Consider the following 17,627-nt stretch of genomic DNA (forward strand, 5'->3'; position numbering starts at 1 on the left):
CTCGCGAACGCGGTGGGTCAGCCACGGCATCTGGCGACTGACACACCGCTTTCGCGAGCAAGCCCGCTCCCACATTTGATTGTCGTTAGCTTTTGGATTTGCGCATTAGCCTATATGCCGCCGGGATGACGAAGAGGGAGAGCAAGGGCGCTGTGAGCATGCCGCCAATCATGGGCGCGGCAATCCGGCTCATGACTTCGCTGCCGGTGCCGCCGCCTAAAAGGATCGGCAGCAAGCCGGCGATGATTACGGCCACGGTCATCGCCTTGGGCCGCACGCGTAATACGGCACCTTCGGTGATGGCTTCCAGCAGGGCCTGGTCCCCTCCTCCCTGGCGTTCGGCCCAGGCGTTTTTCAAATACAGCAGCATGATCACGCCGAACTCCGCCGACACCCCCGCCAACGCGATAAATCCAACACCCGTCGCCACCGACAGGTTGAAGCCCAGCCAGTACAGCAACCACACCCCACCCGTCAGCGCGAACGGCAACGTGGCGAGGATCAGCAGCGCCTCATCCACCCGCCGGAACGTCAGGTACAGCAGCACGAAGATGATCAGCAAAGTCGCCGGCACCACCAGTTTCAGGCGTTCATTGGCCCGCTCCAGGAACTCGAACTGCCCCGAGTAGCTGAGGCTCATGCCCGGTTGCAGTTGCACGTTCTGGTTGATCGCTTCACGCAAGTCCTTCACCACCGACGCCAGGTCGCGGTCGCGCACGTCGATGTACACCCAGCCGGAAGGCCGGGCGTTTTCGCTCTTGAGCATCGGCGGGCCTTCGCTGACCTTGATCCTGGCCACGGTGCCCAGGGTGATCTGGCTGCCCGACGGCGTATAGATCGGCAGGTTGCTCAACGCGCTCACCGAGTCGCGCCATTCTTTCGGGTAGCGCAGGTTGATGGGAAACCGCGCCAAGCCTTCGACGGTCTCGCCGATGTTTTCCCCGCCAATCGCCCCGGAGACAATGGACTGCACATCGGTGATGTTCAGGCCATAACGCGCGGCGGCCGGGCGGTCGATATCCACGTCGATGTAGCGCCCGCCCGTCAGGCGTTCCGCCAGCGCCGAGCTGACGCCGGGCACCGTCTTGGCGACCTTTTCCACGGCCTGGGTCACGGCGTCGATGTCCATCAGGCTGGAACCCGCGACCTTCACGCCGATCGGGCTTTTGACCCCGGTGGCGAGCATGTCGATGCGGTTGCGGATCGGCGGAATCCAGATGTTGGTCAGCCCCGGCACCTGCACCACTCGGTCGAGTTCCTTCACCAGTTTTTCCGGGGTCATGCCCGGCCGCCATTGGTCTCGCGGCTTGAACTCGATGGTGGTTTCGAACATTTCCAGCGGCGCCGGGTCGGTGGCGGTTTCGGCGCGGCCGGCCTTGCCGAACACGTGGGCGACTTCCGGCACGCTCTTGATCAAGCGGTCGGTACGTTGCAGCAATGCGCCGACAGTTTGCGTCGACAAACCAGGCAACGCCGACGGCATATACAACAGGTCACCCTCATCCAGCGGCGGCAGGAATTCACCGCCCAGGTGCGACACCGGCCATAGCGCACTGGCGACCATCAGCAGCGCGACCAGCAAGGTCATGCGCGGCCAGCGCAACACCGCGTCGAGGGCCGGTTGGTAGAGTTTCATCAGGCCGCGATTCAGCGGGTTGCGTTGCTCATCGGGAATACGCCCGCGAATCCAGTAGCCCATCAGCACCGGGATCAGGGTCACCGACAACCCCGCCGCAGCGGCCATGGCATAGGTCTTGGTGTAGGCCAGCGGCCCGAACAAGCGGCCTTCCTGGGCTTGTAGGGTGAACACCGGGATAAACGACAAGGTGATGATCAGCAGGCAGAAAAACAACGCCGGCCCCACCTCCACTGCCGCATCGGTGATGACCTTCCAATGCGCCTCCCCCTTCAACTCCTGGTTCGGATGCGCGTGGTGCCAGGCTTCGATTTTCTTGTGGGCATTCTCGATCATCACCACCGCGCCATCGACCATCGCGCCGATGGCAATCGCAATCCCGCCCAGGGACATGATGTTCGCGTTGATGCCCTGGAAGCGCATGACGATAAAGGCAATCAACACCCCCACCGGCAACGAAATGATCGCCACCAGCGAGGAGCGCAGGTGCCACAGGAAGATCCCGCACACCAGCGCCACCACCAGGAACTCTTCGAGCAGCTTGTGGCTGAGGTTGTCCACGGCGCGATCGATGAGTTTGCTGCGATCGTAGGTGGTGACGATTTCCACCCCGGGCGGCAGGCTGGTTTGCAGTTGCTCCAGCTTGGCCTTGACCGCCGCGATGGCCTCGCGGGCGTTCTTGCCGCTGCGCAGGATCACCACGCCGCCCACCGCCTCGCCTTCGCCATCCAGTTCACTGATGCCCCGGCGCATGTCCGGGCCCAGCTGGATCGTCGCTACATCCCCAAGGGTCACCGGCACGTTGTGGGTGTCGAGCCGCAGGGGAATGCCGCGAAAGTCCTCCAGGGTTTTCAGGTAGCCGGACGCACGCACCATGTATTCCGACTCACCCATGTTCAGCACCGAACCGCCGGTTTCCTGGTTGGCCTTGCCGATGGCTTCCACCACCTGGGCCTGGGTGATGCCGCGACTGGCCAGGGCCAGCGGGTCGATCTGCACCTGGTACTGCTTGACCTGGCCGCCGATGGTCGCCACTTCGGCGGCATTGGGCAGGGTCTTGAGCTCGAACTTGAGGAACCAGTCCTGCAACGAGCGCAGTTGCGCCAGGTCGTGTTTGCCGGTGCGGTCCACCAGCGCGTACTGGTAGATCCAGCCGACACCGGTGGCATCCGGGCCCAGCGCCGGCTTGGCCGATGCCGGCAAACGCGCCTGCAACTGGCTCAGGTATTCCAGCACCCGCGAGCGCGCCCAATACAGGTCGGTGCCCTCGTCGAACAGCACGTAGACGTAGCTGTCGCCGAAGAACGAAAAGCCGCGCACGGTCTTCGCACCCGGCACCGAGAGCATGGTGGTGGTCATCGGGTAAGTGACCTGGTTCTCGACAATCTGCGGGGCCTGGCCCGGGTACGGCGTGCGGATGATCACCTGCACATCCGACAGGTCCGGCAAGGCGTCCACCGGGGTGTTCTGGATCGACCACAAACCCCAGGCCGTCACGAATAAAGTCGCCAACAACACCAAAAAGCGGTTGGCCACCGACCAGCGAATCAACAGGGCGATCATGGCCGGGCTCCCGGTTGCATGCTCATGCCGTCCATGGCCCCCTCATCTGAAAAACCGCCGGACGATTGAGTGGTAATTCCCTTCAAACTTGCTTCGGAGTCCAGCAGAAATTGACCGGAGGCCACCACCTGCTGGCCTTCCTGCAGGCCGGCGAGGATGACGGTGTTGTCCTGGTTTTCTGCACCTACCTGGACTTCTACCGGGCGATATCGCCCGCCCTCCTCGGCCACCATCACCAGCACGCGTTTGCCGGTGCGAATCAACGCCTCGCTCGGCAGCAACAGCACCGATTGGCCGCTGGATTGGGCCAGGCGCACCTGGGCGGTCATACCGGGGCGCAACATACCGTCAGGGTTGGGCAGTTCGACCCGAACCTGCACGGTGCGGCTGTCCATGGCGGTTGCCGGCAGAATCGCGGCGACGGTGCCTTTGACGACTTGTCCCGGCAACCCGACAAAACGGCTCTCGACCGTTTGCCCAACGGCCAGCGCGGCGCCCTGGGCTTCAGGCACGGCGACCTGCAGCCACACGGTGCCCAGGCCATTGACCCGCGCCAGGGTTTGGCCCGCCGCGACAGTCATGCCTTCGCGTACGTCGAGGGTTTGCAACGCGCCGCCCAGCGGGGTGGTGATGGTCATCACCGATTGCACCCGGCCGCTGCGCTCCATCTGCGTGATCAACCCGGCAGGCATTCCGCTCAAGCGCAGACGCTGGCGGGCGGCAGCCAACAGGCCGGGATCGCTGTGGCGCAGGGCAAGAAACTCTTCCTGCGCGGCAGCCCATTCCGGCACCAGAATGTCCGCCAGGGGCGCCTGAGCCTTGAGCACATCCCCCGGCGCACGGGCGTAAACCCGCTCGACAAATCCGGCAGCCCGCGCCTGCACCACCGCCACATCGCGGTCGTTGAAGGCGAGGATTCCCGACAGCTCAAGACTCGACGCCAGCACCCCACGGCTGACGCTCGCCAGGCGCACGCCGATGTTCTGGGTCAGGCTGGGGTCGACCTGAATCGCCGCACTCTCCTCGGCGCCACCGGCGTAGCGCGGCACCAGTTGCATGTCCATGAAGGGCGACTTGCCCGGCTTGTCGAATTTTTGCTGCGGGTACATCGGGTCGTACCAGTACAGCGCCTTTTTCTCGTCCGGCGCCCGCCTCGTCCCGACCATGGCCGGCTGTGCCTCGCGTGTCTGCGCCAGCCAATAGCCGCCACCCAGACCCAGCAGCAGGACGCCGCCCAACAGGGCCATATTCACGATTCGGTTATTCATTGGCGGGTTCCCCGTAAGCGAAATACAGCTGGGCGCCGGTCAGGGCACGCTGCTCAATGGCGTCAATCTGTTTGAAGCGCGCCTCGACCCACTCGCGGCGGGCGCTGACCACGCTCATCAGGTCGCCCTTGCCCGCGCGATACCCCGCCAGGCTCAGCGACAATTTCTCCTCGGCCAGCGGCACCAGGCTGTCCTGGCTGCGCTGCACGGCGCGGTCCAGGCGCTGGTAGTTGGCCAGGTCGTCTTCGAGTTCCTGGGTATGTTCACGGGTCTTGGCTTCGCGTTCGGCGTCCAGTTGGTCGAGTTCGGCCTGCTTGGCGGCGATACCGGGGTTTTGTCGGCGACCGGGGAAGATCGGCAAATCGAAGGTGAATTGCAGGCTGACCATGTCGCCGTACTCACGGCCTCGGTGCTGGTAGTCCACTTCCCAACTCCAGTCCGAGGTCTTTTGCGCCCTGGCCTCGTTCAGCCGGGCTTCGGCCTCGCGGGTGCGCGGTGCAAAGGCTTGCAGAACCGGGTGCTGGTGCAGGTTGTGGGTGAAGCCGGTGGTGTCGATTTTCCAGTTCGGCAATTGCCCGCTGGGGGCTTCGCTGGCGGCCGGGCCGATCCAGCGCTTGAGGGCCGCCCGGGCCTGGGCGCGTTGCTGGATCAGCTCATCCTCGCGCTCGGCCAGGTCAGCCGCTTCCTGCTTCGGGATCACAGCGTCGGAAGGCTGCCCGCGACCGCCGGCCAGTTGCGCACGCACGGTGTCTTGCAGCAGGCGATTCTGCTGATAGAAGTCCTTGAACAGTGCCTCTTTGCGCTCCACCGCATAAGCGCGAATCCACGCCTGGGCGGTGGCCTGACGCACATTCAAGCGCTCGATCCGGCCTTCGGCGGCAGCCGTGTCCACGCTGGCCGACGCCAACTCAACCCGTGCCTTGCGCTTGTCGCGGCTGGGCACTTGTTGCTGGATGCCGATCATTTGCTCGGTCATGTCATCGCCATACAACGTGCCGCGATTGGGCCCGCCGACGGGGAAATTTTGCAGGCCTACTACCAGTTTCGGGTCCGGCAGTTCGCCGGCCGGAATCGCCGCCTGGGTCGCGGCCTGCAATTTGGAGGATTCAGCCGTCAGCGACGGCGCGTTGTTTTGCGCCAGGCGCAAGGCCTCATCCAGGGTCAGCGCAGACGCCAGCGTCGGCCACGCCAGCACGCCCATCACCAAGGCACGCACGCATAGGAAATTCATCTTGAAGTGTCCTGTTCTGTTGCGCTGCGCACCGCTTTACGCGGCCCACAGCAAGGCCGTCCCGGTTCAGGGACGAGTCTTCAGGTGCAACAGGATTCAGCTACGGGGCGGGCGCCAGACGCCGGACGGCGTGCGGTCGGGAATGAAGTCGGAAGAGACGCTGACAACCAGCGCATTGGAAGCAGTCACCGGGGCCTTGAGCACCGGCATCGACAATTGCAGCATGCCGCCGGTCTTGCACTCCTGGCCGGGCTTGCAGCTTTTGCCGTGGTCGGCGGCTGCGCCGTCCTGGCAACAGTCAGGGGCCATGTCGCTCATCATCTGCATGTCGGACATCTGCATCGGGCACGGCTCGGTGCTCGACGGCACACCCGCCATCCCGGTCAGGGGAAGCGCAAGACTCAACAGCAGGACCAGGAAAAAACGCAGATAGCGGCTCATGGGACGGGAGCTTAGCCAAAAGGCGGTTAAGCAACAATTAACAAAATCCGGAGATTTCGCCTTCGCCCGGAATGCAGCAACGACACAAAACAAAATGTGGGAGCGGGCTTGCTCGCGAAAGCGGTGTATCAGCCAATCCATATGTGACTGATACACCGCTTTCGCGAGCAAGCCCGCTCCCACATGGGGACCGAGCAAGCCTGAGGATCAGTGCATGAAGATCGCGATCAGGATAATGACCGGGATAGGCACACCGAGGAAAAACAGCAGTAATGAGCGCATGACGTTCTCCTTGAATTAACGAACGGAAGTGGTGTGGGGAGTGGTTTCCAGATACACCACGGCATCCCGGCGACGACCACCAAAGGTTGCAGCGAGGCTGGCAAAAAACGCACCGATCAACAGCGCCACGAAGGTCCACAGCGACGTGTAGGCAGCCACTTTTGCAGCCGTGTCGGCAGCCTGCTTGGCTTTCAACTTGGCGTCATCCAGCGCTTTTTGAGCCTGGCCATAGACCTGGTCAACACGCGCCTCGGCATCGGCCTGGCTGAGGTTTGTCCGCTGGCTGATCAACTGTGCAAGGTACGCACGGTCTTCAGGTGCCAGCTGACCATTGTTGCTCACGGTACGAGCGAAGATGCGAGCGACCACACCATGCACCGCGTCATCACTGACGGCGGCCGGGCGATCATCACGGAACAGGCTGTCGACGTAGTAGCCAAAGTCTTCGCCCTTGGAGGCAGCGCCAGCCACCTGGCTCATGCCACTGACGGCACCCGAGGCCACACTGGCACCGGCCTTCACACCACCGCTGACCACACTGCTGACCGAACCGACGATCAGCACCGCCGTCACCAGTGTCGCCACGGCCCAGGCCAGGAAGCCATGGGCGGTGTCGCGAAAGTACACCTCATCGCCGTGCATATTGGCCCATTTCACCCGCAGGCGACCGGCGATGTAACCGCCCATCCCCGACGCGATGATTTGCGTAACCGCCAGCCAGACAATGGTAGAAATGCCAAGCCCTTTGGCGCTGATGCCACTGTCGGCCCACGGCGACACCGCCGAAAAGCCCAGGCCGAAGCCCAGCAGTACCAGAATCAAGGACAGCGCAGCCGCGGCAGCGGCCCCGGCAAAGATCGCGCCCCAGGAAACCCCGGAGAGCGTGCTCGACTCTTGCAGCGTGGATGAGGATGTAATCATTGTTGTTTTGCTCCAGGCATGAAAAATAGTGTTACAAGTCTCAAAAGGGACAGTGCAGGCGACGTGCCAGAAGCTCGAAAATTAAAACTTCATATATTTCAACAACTTAATTAAGTTGAACTAATTTGAACCATGCAACTTGCAAGAAATGGCCCGGAGCGGCGGGCGTATTGCATTCCTCGTAGGAAATAACCCGTACGCCCCCCATGGCATGCAAAAAATCCTACACACACAGCGTTCGTTCAGATTCAGCGGGTTATGGTGAATTGTGTCGTTTGTGCCTACATAAATTTTTATTTAGGAAGCGGGCTATCATTTCTTGGCAAAATGCCCGCACTTCAGTGTGAATCGCTCACCAGGTAATCCTTATGACCCGCATTTTGACCATCGAGGACGACGCCGTAACGGCCCGCGAGATCGTTGCCGAGCTGAGTAGCCATGGACTGGACGTAGACTGGGTAGACAATGGCCGCGAAGGCCTGGTCCGTGCCGTCAGCGGTGATTACGACCTGATCACCCTCGACCGCATGCTCCCGGAACTGGATGGCCTGGCCATCGTCACCACCCTGCGCACCATCGGCGTATCCACGCCGATCCTGATGATCAGCGCCCTCTCCGATGTGGATGAACGGGTACGTGGCCTGCGGGCCGGTGGTGATGACTACCTGACCAAACCGTTCGCCTCCGACGAAATGGCCGCCCGCGTCGAAGTGCTGCTGCGGCGCAAAAGCACGGTCAAGGAGTTTGAAACTGCCTTGCGCGTGGCGGATCTGGAACTGAATCTGATCAGCCGTGAAGCCAGCCGCGCCGAACAGCCCCTGAGCCTGTTGCCGACCGAATACAAACTGCTGGAATTCCTGATGCGCAACACCGGGCAAATTCTCTCGCGGATGATGATCTTCGAGGAAGTCTGGGGTTATCACTTCGACCCGGGCACCAACCTGATCGACGTGCACATCGGTCGCCTGCGCAAAAAAATCGACCCGCCGGGCCTCACGCCGCTGATCCGCACGGTACGAGGTTCCGGGTATGTCATTGCTGAACCCCTCTAAAGGCTGGCGCTCTTCCAGCAGCCGGCTGCTGGCGCTCTACAGTTCGTTGTTCGTGGCCTGGAGCTGCATCCTCATGGGCGTGTTGTACTACGAGGTGTCCGGTTACCTGGGCGACCTCTCGCGCCACTCCCTGATGCAGCGCCAGCACCTGTTCCAGCGGTTTGACGGCGAAGAGCTGGTGGAAGCCCTGACCACCAGCATGACCTTCGACATGAAGGGCGTTGACGCCTACGGCCTGTTCGACAATCAGTTCAACCCCATCAGCGGCCCGATCCGCGTGATACCGCCCGACCTGCCAATGGACGGGCACATCCACGCCCTGGCCAACTGCATCGACTCCGACGACCCGAAACTGCCGCGCGACAGCTGCGACGCCGTGGCCACCCACACCGAAGACGGCCGCTGGCTGATCCTGGTGCGCGCCAACGGCTCGCTGTTCGGCGTGACGCGGATCATCCTGCACGCCTTGCTGTGGGGCATCACCCTGACGATCATTCCCGGCGCGGCCGGCTGGCACCTGCTCAGGCGGCGCCCGTTGCGGCGGATTCGCGGGATCCAGGCGAGTGCCGAAGCCATCGTGGCCGGCGACCTGACCCACCGTTTGCCATTGTCCGACCGACGCGACGAACTGGACATGCTGGCAGCCATCGTCAACGCGATGCTCGACCGCATCGAGAAGCTGATGAACGAGGTCAAGGGCGTGTGCGACAACATCGCCCACGACCTGCGCACCCCGCTCACGCGCCTGCGGGCACAGCTGTACCGAATCCAGCAACAGGCTGATGAAGACGCGCCCCACGCCCTGCAACTGGACGCGGCCATCGCCGAGACCGACACCTTGATGGCGCGTTTTCGCGGCCTGCTGCGGATTTCCGAACTGGAAGACCATCAGCGCCGCTCGGGCTTCCTGGTGCTTGATCCCCTGCCCTTGCTGCAGGAACTCCACGACTTCTACCTGCCGTTGGCAGAAGAAGGCCAGATGGAACTGCTGCTGCAAGTGCCGGCCTCGTTACCGTGGATCACCGGCGATCGCGCCTTGCTGTTCGAAGCCCTGGCCAACCTGCTGAGCAACTCGATCAAATTCACCCCGCCGGGCGGCGAAGTGATCCTGCGAGGCGTGAACGATGCCGGCAGCACCCGCATCGAAGTGCTCGACTCCGGCCCCGGGATTCCCGCAGCTGAACGTGCGGCAGTGTTCCAGCGGTTTTACCGGGTGGACGAAGGCAATCAACAGCAAGGCGGGTTTGGCTTGGGGCTGTCGATTGTGGCCGCGATCATCAACCTGCACGGTTTCAAGCTGGAAGTCGGCAGCAGCGAACGAGGCGGTGCGAAGCTGATCCTCGAATGCCGCCAACAACTGATGCCCGAAGCCTGAAGCCTGAAGCCTGAAGCCTGAAGAACACCACAAAACCAATGTGGGAGCGGGCTTGCTCGCGAATGCGGAGTGTCAGTCAACCCATCTGGCACTGATCCACCGCATTCGCGAGCAAGCCCGCTCCCACATTTGATCTTCATTCAGCCCGGAAAATTACCGCGCAACGCATCCAGCCCGCCGCTGTAGACACCGGTAAACAACTCCTCCACCGCCGCATCCGTCACACCGGCCTCCGGAGTAAACACGCCCGACCAGGTCACCTTCGCGGAGCTGTCACCCAGCGCCTCAACCTTCAACGTCGCCAGATACTCACTCACCGGAAACGGCGACTCGCTGATCGAATAACTGTAGGTACGCGCTGCATCATCAAAGCGTTGCAACCGTTCCACCACCACCCCGCCATCCGCCGTTTGCAGATGACGCACGCGCCCGCCTTCACTCGGCTCGCTCTTGACGATAAAGGGCAGCCAGTCCGGCAGCGAATTGAAGCCGCCGACCAATTGCCAAACCTGTTCGGCCGAAACCGGGATTTCAATAACAGCAGATGCTTTTGCCACGATTAACACTCCAAACCATTCAAGAAAAATCAGATCGCCATGCTGTCGACAACACCGCCGTCGACCCGCAACGCGGCACCGGTGGTGGCAGAGGACAACGGTGAAGCAATGTACGCCACCAGATTCGCCACTTCATCCACATTCGCTGCGCGCTGGATGATCGACGTCGGCCGCGCATTGCGCACAAACACATCCGCCTCGTCCCGCGCACTGCGCCCGGACTTGGCCACGGCGTCCTTGAGCATGTGCTCCAGGCCATCGGTAAAGGTCGGCCCCGGCAGGATCGCATTGACCGTCACCCCGGTGCCCGCCAGGCGTTTGGCCAAGCCATGGGACACCGCCAGGTTGGCGCTTTTGGTCACGCCGTAATTGATCATGTCAGCCGGCGTTGCCACCCCGGATTCCGACGACACAAAGATCACCCGGCCCCAGCCCTGCTCGACCATGCCCGGCGTGTAATGCCGCGACAAACGCACACCGGAGATCACGTTGACCTCGTAGAAACGCGTCCACTCGCTGTCGGGGGCGTCGAAGAAATCGACGTCGTTGAAGATCCCGAGGTTGTTCACCAGGATGTCGGCGCGCGGCTCGGCGGCGAACAGCTTTTCAGCGCCCTCGGCCGTACCGAGGTCCGCCACCAGCCCACGCAGATCCGCGCCGGGCACGGCCTGGCGAATGGTCGCCAGCGCCTCGTCGACCTTGCCCGATTCACGCCCGATCACCACCACCGTAGCGCCGGATTGCGCCAGCGCCTGGCTGATGCCCAGGCCTATGCCGGCGGTGCTGCCACTGACGATTGCGACTTTGCCACTGATATCAATTTTCATGTTCGCGTTCCTGTGGTTAGAGCGGCAACGGTGCACGGGCCGAAATCAATCGTGCCTCGCGCAGGGCCTGCCAAAAGGCTGCGGGAATCTTCTCTGACAACGCCGCGACGTCTTCAGCAATGCGCCCCGGACGACTGGCACCCGGAATCACTGCGGCCACTGCCGGGTGAGCCAGGGAGAATTGCAGTGCAGCGGCTTTCACACTCACGCCATGGGCCGCGGCAATCGCCTTGATCTGCTCGACCTTGCTGATGATCGCCGGGCTGGCTTTCTGGTACTCAAAATGTGCGCCGCCCGCCAGGATCCCGGAGCTGTAAGGGCCACCGACCACGATCTCGACGTTCTGCGCCTGGGCTGCATCCATCAAGCGCTGCAAGGCGCGTTCATGGTCGAGCAAGGTGTAGCGACCGGCAAGCAGGAAACCGTCGGGCTGGGCTTCGGCCAGGTCCAGGGTCAACTCGCAAGGCTCGACCCGATTGACGCCCAGGCCCCAGGCCTTGATCACGCCTTCTTCACGCAGGCGGGTCAGTACTTTGAAAGCACCGGTGCGCGCCTGATTGAAGTAGTCCAGCCATTGATCGCCGTAGAAATCCTGGGCGATGTCGTGAATCCACACGATGTCGAGGCGGTCGGTTTGGAGGCGGTTGAGGCTGTCTTCGATGGAGCGCAGGGTGGCATCGGCGCTGTAGTCGTTGACCATCTTGTTCGGCCGGCCATGTTCAAACACGCCGCTTTTCTCGCCGAGGTCGCGGGCGCTTTCTTCCACTTCATCCAGGATCACCCGGCCGACCTTGGTGCTGAGCACATAGTCGTCACGGTTGTACTTGGACAGGGCCTGGCCCAGGCGGATTTCAGAGAGGCCCGAGCCGTAGAACGGGGCGGTGTCGAAGTAACGCACGCCCTGGTTCCAGGCTGCTTCGACGGTGGCTTGCGCCTCCTCTTCAGGAATCGCACGGAACATGTTGCCCAAGGGGGCGGTGCCAAAACCCAGCACGCCGGGCAGTTTGTCTTTCAAGCTCATGGGGTAAATCCTCAAGATTGTTCAAGGTCGCTGTGTTGACCGTTGAGCAGATCGTAGATTGCAGAGATCGGACCGTCCAAGACATACTGCGACCAACTTGAGTCCCTTAAGGTCTGACATGATCGACTTCCGCCAATTGCGCTACTTCGTTGTAGTCGCTGAAGAAGAACACGTGGGGCGTGCTGCCGAACGGTTGCACATCTCCCAATCGCCCCTGAGCCGGCAGATTGCCCAATTGGAAGAGCGCCTGGGCCTGACCCTGTTCGAGCGCAGCCAACAGCGCATCCGCCTGACCCGCGACGGCCAGACGTTCCTCGCCGAAACCAAGGCGCTGCTGACCCACGCCAACCGCCTGGAGTCATTGGGCCGGCGATTGGGTAAAGGCGAAGAAGGCGGACTGTGCATCGGCTACATCGAAAACGCCATGCACGCGGGGGTGCTGCCCAACGCCCTGAAGGTACTGCGTGACGCGCGGCCCAACGTGCATATCGCCCTGTACAACCTGCCCTCCGCCGAACAGCTGGAAGGCCTGCGCCAACGCAGCCTGGATATCGCTCTGGTGGGTGAACCACCGGCGGCGGATGACCCGGACCTGATGGCATTGCAAGTGCTGGACGATCCGATGCTGCTGGCGCTGCCCGAGCAGCATCCGCTGGCCAGCGTCAGCGAGTTGCTGCCTGAGCATCTGGCCGAGCAGCAATGGATTGGCGTGCAGCGCAAAGCGGGTGCAAACCCGGCGGATGACTTTGTTGCGGCGTGCATTCGGGCAGGGTTTACCCCGCAGATTCCGATGGAGGCCAGCGAGCCGTTTACCGCGTTGGGGTTGGTGGCGTCGGGGCTAGGTGTCGCGATGGTGCAAAAGGGCTTGAGCCGCAATGCACCGCCGGGCGTTGTGCTGCGAGAACTGCCGTGGCTGACCTACACCACGCCGCTGTGGGCGGCGTGGCATCGGATCAACTTGCGGCCGTTGGTGGAGACGTTCAGGAAAGTCCTGACAGAGCCCCTGTCACCTGTGGGAGCCGAGCTTGCCCGCGATGCAGGCACCTCGGTCTGTCAGTAAGACCGCGGTGATGCCATCGCAGGCAAGCCAGCACCCACAGGGTTTCGGTGTCGCAGTTGAACGTGTGGTGGATCAGTACCGCCAATGCCCCGGCACCCATAACCACTGCCCGTTCCCCCAGCGATAGTGCCCCCGCACCCACTGATACCCTGGCGCCGGCGCCACCGGCACCACCTCGACCAAAGGCGGCGGACGCCGCGGATGAACAGGCTCGACAATACAACCGGACAACGCAGCCGCCATCAACGTGGCGGCCAGCGTAGCTTTGAATAGGCGGGACATGGCACGGTTCCCCAATGAGATTGGCCTTCGCCTGAGTGGCGGGCCTACCCGGGTTAAACGCCGCCACCCGGGAAAATCCGTCGCCCGTCTCGGTTATTAATGCTCGTTCCCACGCTCTGCGTGGGAACGCATACCGTGACGCTCCGCGTCACCACTGCGCAAGACTTGAACCTTGCATCGCCAACTGGACGCAGAGCGTCCGGGGCGGCGTTCCCACGCAGAGCGTGGGAACGATCATCAGTGGCTCTTGGCGACCTTGCCCTTCGCCTGGCCCTTCATATACAACGCCTCCACCAACCGCTGGCGCTCATCCCGGGGCAAGGTGCTGGCGAACTGCGCCAGGGTGTTGTCCACCAGCGCCCTGAGCGCCATGTCCGCCTCCCGGGCCTTGCCCAAATCCGTCACCAACGCCTCACGGTCGAGAGTCGGCGCCTCCAGTTGCTTGATCACGTCCAGCCGCGCCTCGCGCCCGGCAAGTACCAGCGGCTGGCTGTCGGCGCGGTTCTGGCGCAACAACTGGCGCAGTTCCTTGCGCCGTTCCGGCGGCAGCTTGACCATCGCCTGGCGCAGGCCATGCTGGTTAACCACCGCCTCGGCGGGCTTGGTGTTCGCCAACCAATGGTACAAGCCACCGCCGACACCGCCGATCAAAAACACGTTGAACAACACCGACACAACCAGCAGCGGCTTCAGGTACTTGGGTGACGGGGTCATTGCTCGCTTTCCTCGGCGTTGACGGTGAAGACGACTTCGGCGTCGCCCTGGTCGAAGACACTCGGCAGTACTTCAGGGCCAAGCATGGGCAACGGCACGCTCAACGATGCCACCAGGATTCCGGCGGCGACCCCGGCGATGCCCACGCCAACAAAACCGGCCGGCGACAGCCAGCCGGCGTAGCGCGCCCAGAAGGACTGGCGCTGGGGAAACGATTGGCGAATCTGCCGCGCCAGCGCCGGGTCGACGGGTGCCAGTTGATAGCCGTCCAGCTGGCCGTCGAGCCATCGCGCCTGATGCAGCACCTCAAGGAGACTGGCATCGCCTGCATCCAGCAGGGCCTGGGCCTCGGCCTGTTCGGCGCGCGGCCAACGGTGCAAGTGGCCGCCGTAAGCCTCGGCCAATTGGGCAAATCGTTCAGGCGTCATGGTTTTCCCCTTCCTGGGCGGGCGGGCCCGGGTGTGTCGTCAAGGTAACTGCGCAGGTTGCGCCGGGCCCGTGACAGCAAGCTCTCCAGTGCCTCGACGCTGATGTTCATCAGCGCCGCGGCGTCGATATTCGACAGCTCTTGGTAATACTGCAACACAATCGCTTCACGCTGGCGATCAGGCAGCGACGCCAACGCCGCCGCCATGTGCTCACTGCGGGCGGCCGCTTCCAGCTGTTCATCGGGCGCAGGCGCTGTGTCGACCACCTCGCTCATCGCCTCCTCATCGCGCAACGGGCGCTCCTTGCGCCGACGCAAATGGTCGTGGCACAGGTTGAGTGCCACGCGGTGCAGCCAGGTGTCGAAACGCGCTTCGCCACTGCGCCAGCTTGCAGCCTGGCGCCAGATACGCAGGAAGCTTTCCTGGGCCACGTCCCTGGCCTCGTCGGCATCCCCGAGGATCCGACTGGCGAGCGCGAGCAAACGCGGCAGTTTGCGCGTCACCATTTCGTTGATGGCCGCCGGTTCGTTGTTACCGATGCGGGCCAACAGCTCAACGTCCGGATCAGTGTCTTTCAATAGGGCAAGTCTCGGTCCGGTGGCTAAGGGTCAGGTTGACGGAATGCTCAGCGGATCCAGTGCCCTTCTCTCCAGTACCAGTTGGGGCCGCGCGATTCCCAGTGGCCAGGTTCCCAACGGGCGTTGCGCATCACCGGCTGCCAGTGGCCCGGTACCCAGGCATAACCGCGCCCTTCGTAGCGCCAGTGCCCGCGATCCCACACATAGCCAGGGCGTTCGACGGGAACGGCCTCGACGCGCATCGGCGGTGGCGCTTCGCGGATGATCACTTCGGTCTGGGCAAACGTCGGCGTGCTGACCAGGGCGGCCAGTGCCAGCGGGATCAACAGGGCATAACGTAATTTGGCCAGCGGTCGTGCAAGTCTCATGACAACTCCTTCATCGGCGATCGCCAGTGATCGCAGTTGTAGGGTTGAACGGCAGGTGTCCGAAAATCCGTCGCAACAAAAAGAACTTTTTATCGCGACCGCTCAGGACGGCAGGCAGGGCCAGTATTGCCCAGGGTTTGCGGGGAGTTGATGAAATTGTTGAAAGGCCGCGACGGAATTATCCATGTGGCCGCGTTCAAGGGTTAACCGTTGGTAATCGACAGGCGCGTTCTGTTGGTTGGCGACGTCCATCACCTTGAGGAAATCACCATGTCTCGTCGAATTTCACTGCTGGTTGCCGCCGTCCTGCTCATGAACCTTGGCGGCTGCGTGTTCCTGCCGGGGCACCGCGAGCATTGCTGCTGGCGCGGTTACGGGGTAGTGACTACCCCGACGGCACAAGCGATCTCCTGATCCGCTAACTGACCGCTGCAAACCCCCTGCGCCCGGCCTTGATCTCGGTGCGCAGTTCGCCAATCAGGTTTGAGATGGAACGGATGCTGTCCAGACCCTGGGGCGACACACGGGGCAGCAGCAGGTCGACGCGCCCGGAGGCCGGGTCGAAGATGTTGATGCGCAGCGAACCGTCGCTGTTCAATGAGCAGTCACAGGCGAGGGGCAGGAAGCCCGACTCCATGATGTGGCGAAACTCGGCGATCGAAATCATGCGGGCACCCTTCCCTGTACGGGGCTCGGAGGACGTGATCCGTCTAGGGTAGATGAGCTTTTTCAAACTGCCCGGGAATTAATGCAAAAGTGATACTTGGTGCGCATTTCGGCTAAAACCGCTGGCCGGCTGACGCCAAAAAAACCACACCGACACCCTCTTATCCGATGCCGCGCGAAGGGCTTGCTTCCTGGCGATGATGGCCAGATGCTCTGGTTTTTTTCCGACACCGAGAGCACTCCGCATGAGCATCGAACCTTTGATCGAACCCGACAGTGCTGTGTACAAGACGTTGCTGGAATCGACCAAGGCCATTCCCTGGCGTATCGACTGGGCAACCATGACTTTCAGCTACATCGGCCCGCAGATCGAGGCGCTGCTGGGCTGGACGCCGCAGAGCTGGGCCACCGTCGATGACTGGGTGGAACGCATGCACCCGGACGACCGCGAGTATGTGGTCAACTTCTGCGTCTCCCAGTCCCGCGCCGGGGTCGATCATGAAGCCGATTACCGGGCGCTGACCGCCAGCGGTGAGTACGTGTGGATTCGCGACGTGGTGCACGTGGAGCGCAAGGACGGCGAGGTGCAGGCGCTGATCGGCTTCATGTTCGACATCAGCGAGCGCAAGAAGACCGAAGAACACCTGATTCGCCTGCAGAAGCAGCTGGAGGAGTATTCGTTCCAGGACGGCCTCACCGGCATCGCCAACCGGCGCATGTTCGACACCGTGCTGGCGCGGGAATGGACCAGCGCCCAGCGCAGCCAATTGCCGCTGTCGTTGATCCTGTTGGATATCGACTATTTCAAGCAGTACAACGACCTCTACGGGCATATCAAGGGCGACGAATGCCTGCGCCAGGTGGCACGCACGCTGTCGCAGGCGGCCAACCGGCCACGGGACTTCATTGCGCGCATCGGCGGCGAGGAATTTGTGTGGTTGCTGCCGGAAACCGATGCCGAGTCGGCACGGCGCGTGGCCGAACGCTGCCTGCACTTGATCCGCCAGCAGCAGATCGCGCATGAGCACTCGGCGGTGTCGGACCTGCTGACACTGAGCCTGGGCGTAGGCACTTGCACGGTAACGCCGGGCAGCGCGGCGCTGGCCTTTGTCGAAGCCGTCGACAAGTTGCTGTACCAGGCCAAGCGCAATGGGCGGATGCGCGCAGAGTTTGCCGACGTAGAGGATTGATACAACGCTCAAATCGCGGGCAAAAAAAATCCCAAGTAGCTGATGGAAACTTGGGATTTAAAAATGCATAAACCGTGGGAGGTGAACGCCCGGCTATATTACCCAGCGGAAAAACTTGTAACAAGATAATTTTCAACCTTTCGTCGGATTAAAACAGCGCTAAGTCA

19 protein-coding genes are annotated in these 17,627 nt (G+C 62.4%); 5 read left to right on the forward strand and 14 right to left on the reverse strand.

The features are described 5' to 3' along the window. Positions 1-85 precede the first annotated feature (85 nt). From HX807_RS11405 to HX807_RS11425, 5 genes are all read right to left on the reverse strand, one after another. Positions 86-3,199 (reverse strand): efflux RND transporter permease subunit, encoded by a 3,114-nt coding sequence (locus HX807_RS11405; RefSeq protein WP_177049996.1) that lies wholly within the window; start codon positions 3,197-3,199, stop codon positions 86-88. After that, positions 3,196-4,467: an efflux RND transporter periplasmic adaptor subunit gene (locus HX807_RS11410; RefSeq protein WP_177049999.1), complete on the reverse strand. Its 1,272-nt coding sequence runs from the start codon at positions 4,465-4,467 to the stop codon at positions 3,196-3,198. Before HX807_RS11410 ends, HX807_RS11405 begins: the two co-directional genes overlap by 4 nt. Continuing rightward, positions 4,460-5,698 (reverse strand): TolC family protein, encoded by a 1,239-nt coding sequence (locus tag HX807_RS11415; RefSeq protein WP_177021643.1) that lies wholly within the window; start codon positions 5,696-5,698, stop codon positions 4,460-4,462. The genes HX807_RS11410 and HX807_RS11415 overlap by 8 nt, the downstream gene beginning before the upstream one ends. Positions 5,699-5,794: 96 nt before the next feature. Continuing rightward, positions 5,795-6,139 carry a hypothetical protein gene (locus HX807_RS11420; RefSeq protein ID WP_102369398.1) on the reverse strand — a complete coding sequence of 115 codons (345 nt, stop codon included), beginning with the start codon at positions 6,137-6,139 and terminating at the stop codon, positions 5,795-5,797. 297 nt (positions 6,140-6,436) lie between these two features. Next, complete coding sequence (locus HX807_RS11425) at positions 6,437-7,342, reverse strand: hypothetical protein (RefSeq protein WP_003219728.1); 906 nt, start codon at positions 7,340-7,342, stop codon at positions 6,437-6,439. Between the two features lie 368 nt (positions 7,343-7,710). Here HX807_RS11425 and HX807_RS11430 point away from each other — a divergent pair, with 368 nt between their 5' ends. Further along, positions 7,711-8,394, forward strand: coding sequence for a response regulator transcription factor (locus tag HX807_RS11430; protein ID WP_003219726.1), 684 nt, complete (start codon positions 7,711-7,713; stop codon positions 8,392-8,394). Next, positions 8,372-9,769: a cell wall metabolism sensor histidine kinase WalK gene (locus tag HX807_RS11435; protein WP_003219725.1), complete on the forward strand. Its 1,398-nt coding sequence runs from the start codon at positions 8,372-8,374 to the stop codon at positions 9,767-9,769. Before HX807_RS11430 ends, HX807_RS11435 begins: the two co-directional genes overlap by 23 nt. A 140-nt stretch (positions 9,770-9,909) precedes the next feature. On the opposite strand, the gene HX807_RS11440 is transcribed toward HX807_RS11435, so the two are convergent. Genes HX807_RS11440 through HX807_RS11450 form a run of 3 tightly spaced genes read right to left on the reverse strand, consistent with a single transcriptional unit; the run spans position 9,910 to position 12,174 of the window. After that, a complete protein-coding gene (locus HX807_RS11440) occupies positions 9,910-10,326 on the reverse strand; it encodes an SRPBCC family protein (protein ID WP_177050001.1) in 417 nt (138 codons plus the stop codon). Positions 10,327-10,355: 29 nt separating this feature from the next. After that, positions 10,356-11,153, reverse strand: coding sequence for an SDR family NAD(P)-dependent oxidoreductase (locus tag HX807_RS11445; protein WP_003219722.1), 798 nt, complete (start codon positions 11,151-11,153; stop codon positions 10,356-10,358). A 16-nt stretch (positions 11,154-11,169) separates the two neighbouring features. Beyond that, positions 11,170-12,174 (reverse strand): aldo/keto reductase, encoded by a 1,005-nt coding sequence (locus tag HX807_RS11450; protein WP_003219721.1) that lies wholly within the window; start codon positions 12,172-12,174, stop codon positions 11,170-11,172. A 118-nt stretch (positions 12,175-12,292) separates the two neighbouring features. Between HX807_RS11450 and HX807_RS11455 the strand changes: the two genes are divergently transcribed. Further along, on the forward strand, positions 12,293-13,234 hold the full coding sequence (locus tag HX807_RS11455; RefSeq protein WP_177050003.1) for a LysR substrate-binding domain-containing protein: 942 nt from the start codon (positions 12,293-12,295) through the stop codon (positions 13,232-13,234). A 72-nt stretch (positions 13,235-13,306) separates the two neighbouring features. Here HX807_RS11455 and HX807_RS11460 read toward each other — a convergent pair whose 3' ends face one another. The 5 genes from HX807_RS11460 to HX807_RS11480 all read right to left on the reverse strand — a co-directional run bounded on the left by HX807_RS11460 (position 13,307) and on the right by HX807_RS11480 (position 15,604). After that, a complete protein-coding gene (locus tag HX807_RS11460; RefSeq protein ID WP_080673247.1) occupies positions 13,307-13,516 on the reverse strand; it encodes a YXWGXW repeat-containing protein in 210 nt (69 codons plus the stop codon). 237 nt (positions 13,517-13,753) lie between these two features. Next, the gene (locus HX807_RS11465) at positions 13,754-14,230 is read right to left on the reverse strand and encodes a periplasmic heavy metal sensor (protein ID WP_003219717.1); all 477 of its coding nucleotides are present in this window, start codon (positions 14,228-14,230) and stop codon (positions 13,754-13,756) included. After that, positions 14,227-14,658 (reverse strand): hypothetical protein, encoded by a 432-nt coding sequence (locus tag HX807_RS11470; RefSeq protein WP_003219715.1) that lies wholly within the window; start codon positions 14,656-14,658, stop codon positions 14,227-14,229. The genes HX807_RS11465 and HX807_RS11470 overlap by 4 nt, the downstream gene beginning before the upstream one ends. Then, positions 14,655-15,236, reverse strand: coding sequence for an RNA polymerase sigma factor (locus HX807_RS11475; protein WP_102607490.1), 582 nt, complete (start codon positions 15,234-15,236; stop codon positions 14,655-14,657). The genes HX807_RS11470 and HX807_RS11475 overlap by 4 nt, the downstream gene beginning before the upstream one ends. A gap of 47 nt (positions 15,237-15,283) precedes the next feature. Next, positions 15,284-15,604, reverse strand: a complete 321-nt coding sequence (locus HX807_RS11480; protein ID WP_003219711.1) for a YXWGXW repeat-containing protein — start codon at positions 15,602-15,604, stop codon at positions 15,284-15,286. A gap of 270 nt (positions 15,605-15,874) precedes the next feature. On the opposite strand from HX807_RS11480, the gene HX807_RS11485 reads away from it, so the two are divergent. Further along, on the forward strand, positions 15,875-16,018 hold the full coding sequence (locus tag HX807_RS11485; protein ID WP_166742173.1) for a hypothetical protein: 144 nt from the start codon (positions 15,875-15,877) through the stop codon (positions 16,016-16,018). 4 nt (positions 16,019-16,022) lie between these two features. Here HX807_RS11485 and HX807_RS11490 read toward each other — a convergent pair whose 3' ends face one another. Then, a complete protein-coding gene (locus HX807_RS11490) occupies positions 16,023-16,271 on the reverse strand; it encodes a DUF1652 domain-containing protein (protein WP_008435982.1) in 249 nt (82 codons plus the stop codon). Between the two features lie 244 nt (positions 16,272-16,515). Here HX807_RS11490 and HX807_RS11495 point away from each other — a divergent pair, with 244 nt between their 5' ends. Next, positions 16,516-17,460: a sensor domain-containing diguanylate cyclase gene (locus tag HX807_RS11495; RefSeq protein WP_177050005.1), complete on the forward strand. Its 945-nt coding sequence runs from the start codon at positions 16,516-16,518 to the stop codon at positions 17,458-17,460. The last annotated feature ends 167 nt before the right edge of the window (positions 17,461-17,627 follow it).

Origin of the sequence: Pseudomonas sp. D8002 (genome assembly GCF_013385695.1) — a bacterium.
Classification (GTDB): Bacteria; Pseudomonadota; Gammaproteobacteria; order Pseudomonadales; family Pseudomonadaceae; genus Aquipseudomonas.

What these genes read in the sequence shown, in the direction of transcription:
- HX807_RS11405 (WP_177049996.1), bottom strand. Translation starts at nt 3,199, where the DNA reads ATGATCGCCCTGTTGATTCGCTGGTCGGTGGCCAACCGCTTTTTGGTG.
- HX807_RS11410 (WP_177049999.1), bottom strand. Translation starts at nt 4,467, where the DNA reads ATGAATAACCGAATCGTGAATATGGCCCTGTTGGGCGGCGTCCTGCTG.
- HX807_RS11415 (WP_177021643.1), bottom strand. Translation starts at nt 5,698, where the DNA reads ATGAATTTCCTATGCGTGCGTGCCTTGGTGATGGGCGTGCTGGCGTGG.
- HX807_RS11420 (WP_102369398.1), bottom strand. Translation starts at nt 6,139, where the DNA reads ATGAGCCGCTATCTGCGTTTTTTCCTGGTCCTGCTGTTGAGTCTTGCG.
- HX807_RS11425 (WP_003219728.1), bottom strand. Translation starts at nt 7,342, where the DNA reads ATGATTACATCCTCATCCACGCTGCAAGAGTCGAGCACGCTCTCCGGG.
- HX807_RS11430 (WP_003219726.1), top strand. Translation starts at nt 7,711, where the DNA reads ATGACCCGCATTTTGACCATCGAGGACGACGCCGTAACGGCCCGCGAG.
- HX807_RS11435 (WP_003219725.1), top strand. Translation starts at nt 8,372, where the DNA reads ATGTCATTGCTGAACCCCTCTAAAGGCTGGCGCTCTTCCAGCAGCCGG.
- HX807_RS11445 (WP_003219722.1), bottom strand. Translation starts at nt 11,153, where the DNA reads ATGAAAATTGATATCAGTGGCAAAGTCGCAATCGTCAGTGGCAGCACC.
- HX807_RS11450 (WP_003219721.1), bottom strand. Translation starts at nt 12,174, where the DNA reads ATGAGCTTGAAAGACAAACTGCCCGGCGTGCTGGGTTTTGGCACCGCC.
- HX807_RS11455 (WP_177050003.1), top strand. Translation starts at nt 12,293, where the DNA reads ATGATCGACTTCCGCCAATTGCGCTACTTCGTTGTAGTCGCTGAAGAA.
- HX807_RS11460 (WP_080673247.1), bottom strand. Translation starts at nt 13,516, where the DNA reads ATGTCCCGCCTATTCAAAGCTACGCTGGCCGCCACGTTGATGGCGGCT.
- HX807_RS11465 (WP_003219717.1), bottom strand. Translation starts at nt 14,230, where the DNA reads ATGACCCCGTCACCCAAGTACCTGAAGCCGCTGCTGGTTGTGTCGGTG.
- HX807_RS11470 (WP_003219715.1), bottom strand. Translation starts at nt 14,658, where the DNA reads ATGACGCCTGAACGATTTGCCCAATTGGCCGAGGCTTACGGCGGCCAC.
- HX807_RS11480 (WP_003219711.1), bottom strand. Translation starts at nt 15,604, where the DNA reads ATGAGACTTGCACGACCGCTGGCCAAATTACGTTATGCCCTGTTGATC.
- HX807_RS11485 (WP_166742173.1), top strand. Translation starts at nt 15,875, where the DNA reads ATGTCTCGTCGAATTTCACTGCTGGTTGCCGCCGTCCTGCTCATGAAC.
- HX807_RS11490 (WP_008435982.1), bottom strand. Translation starts at nt 16,271, where the DNA reads ATGATTTCGATCGCCGAGTTTCGCCACATCATGGAGTCGGGCTTCCTG.
- HX807_RS11495 (WP_177050005.1), top strand. Translation starts at nt 16,516, where the DNA reads ATGAGCATCGAACCTTTGATCGAACCCGACAGTGCTGTGTACAAGACG.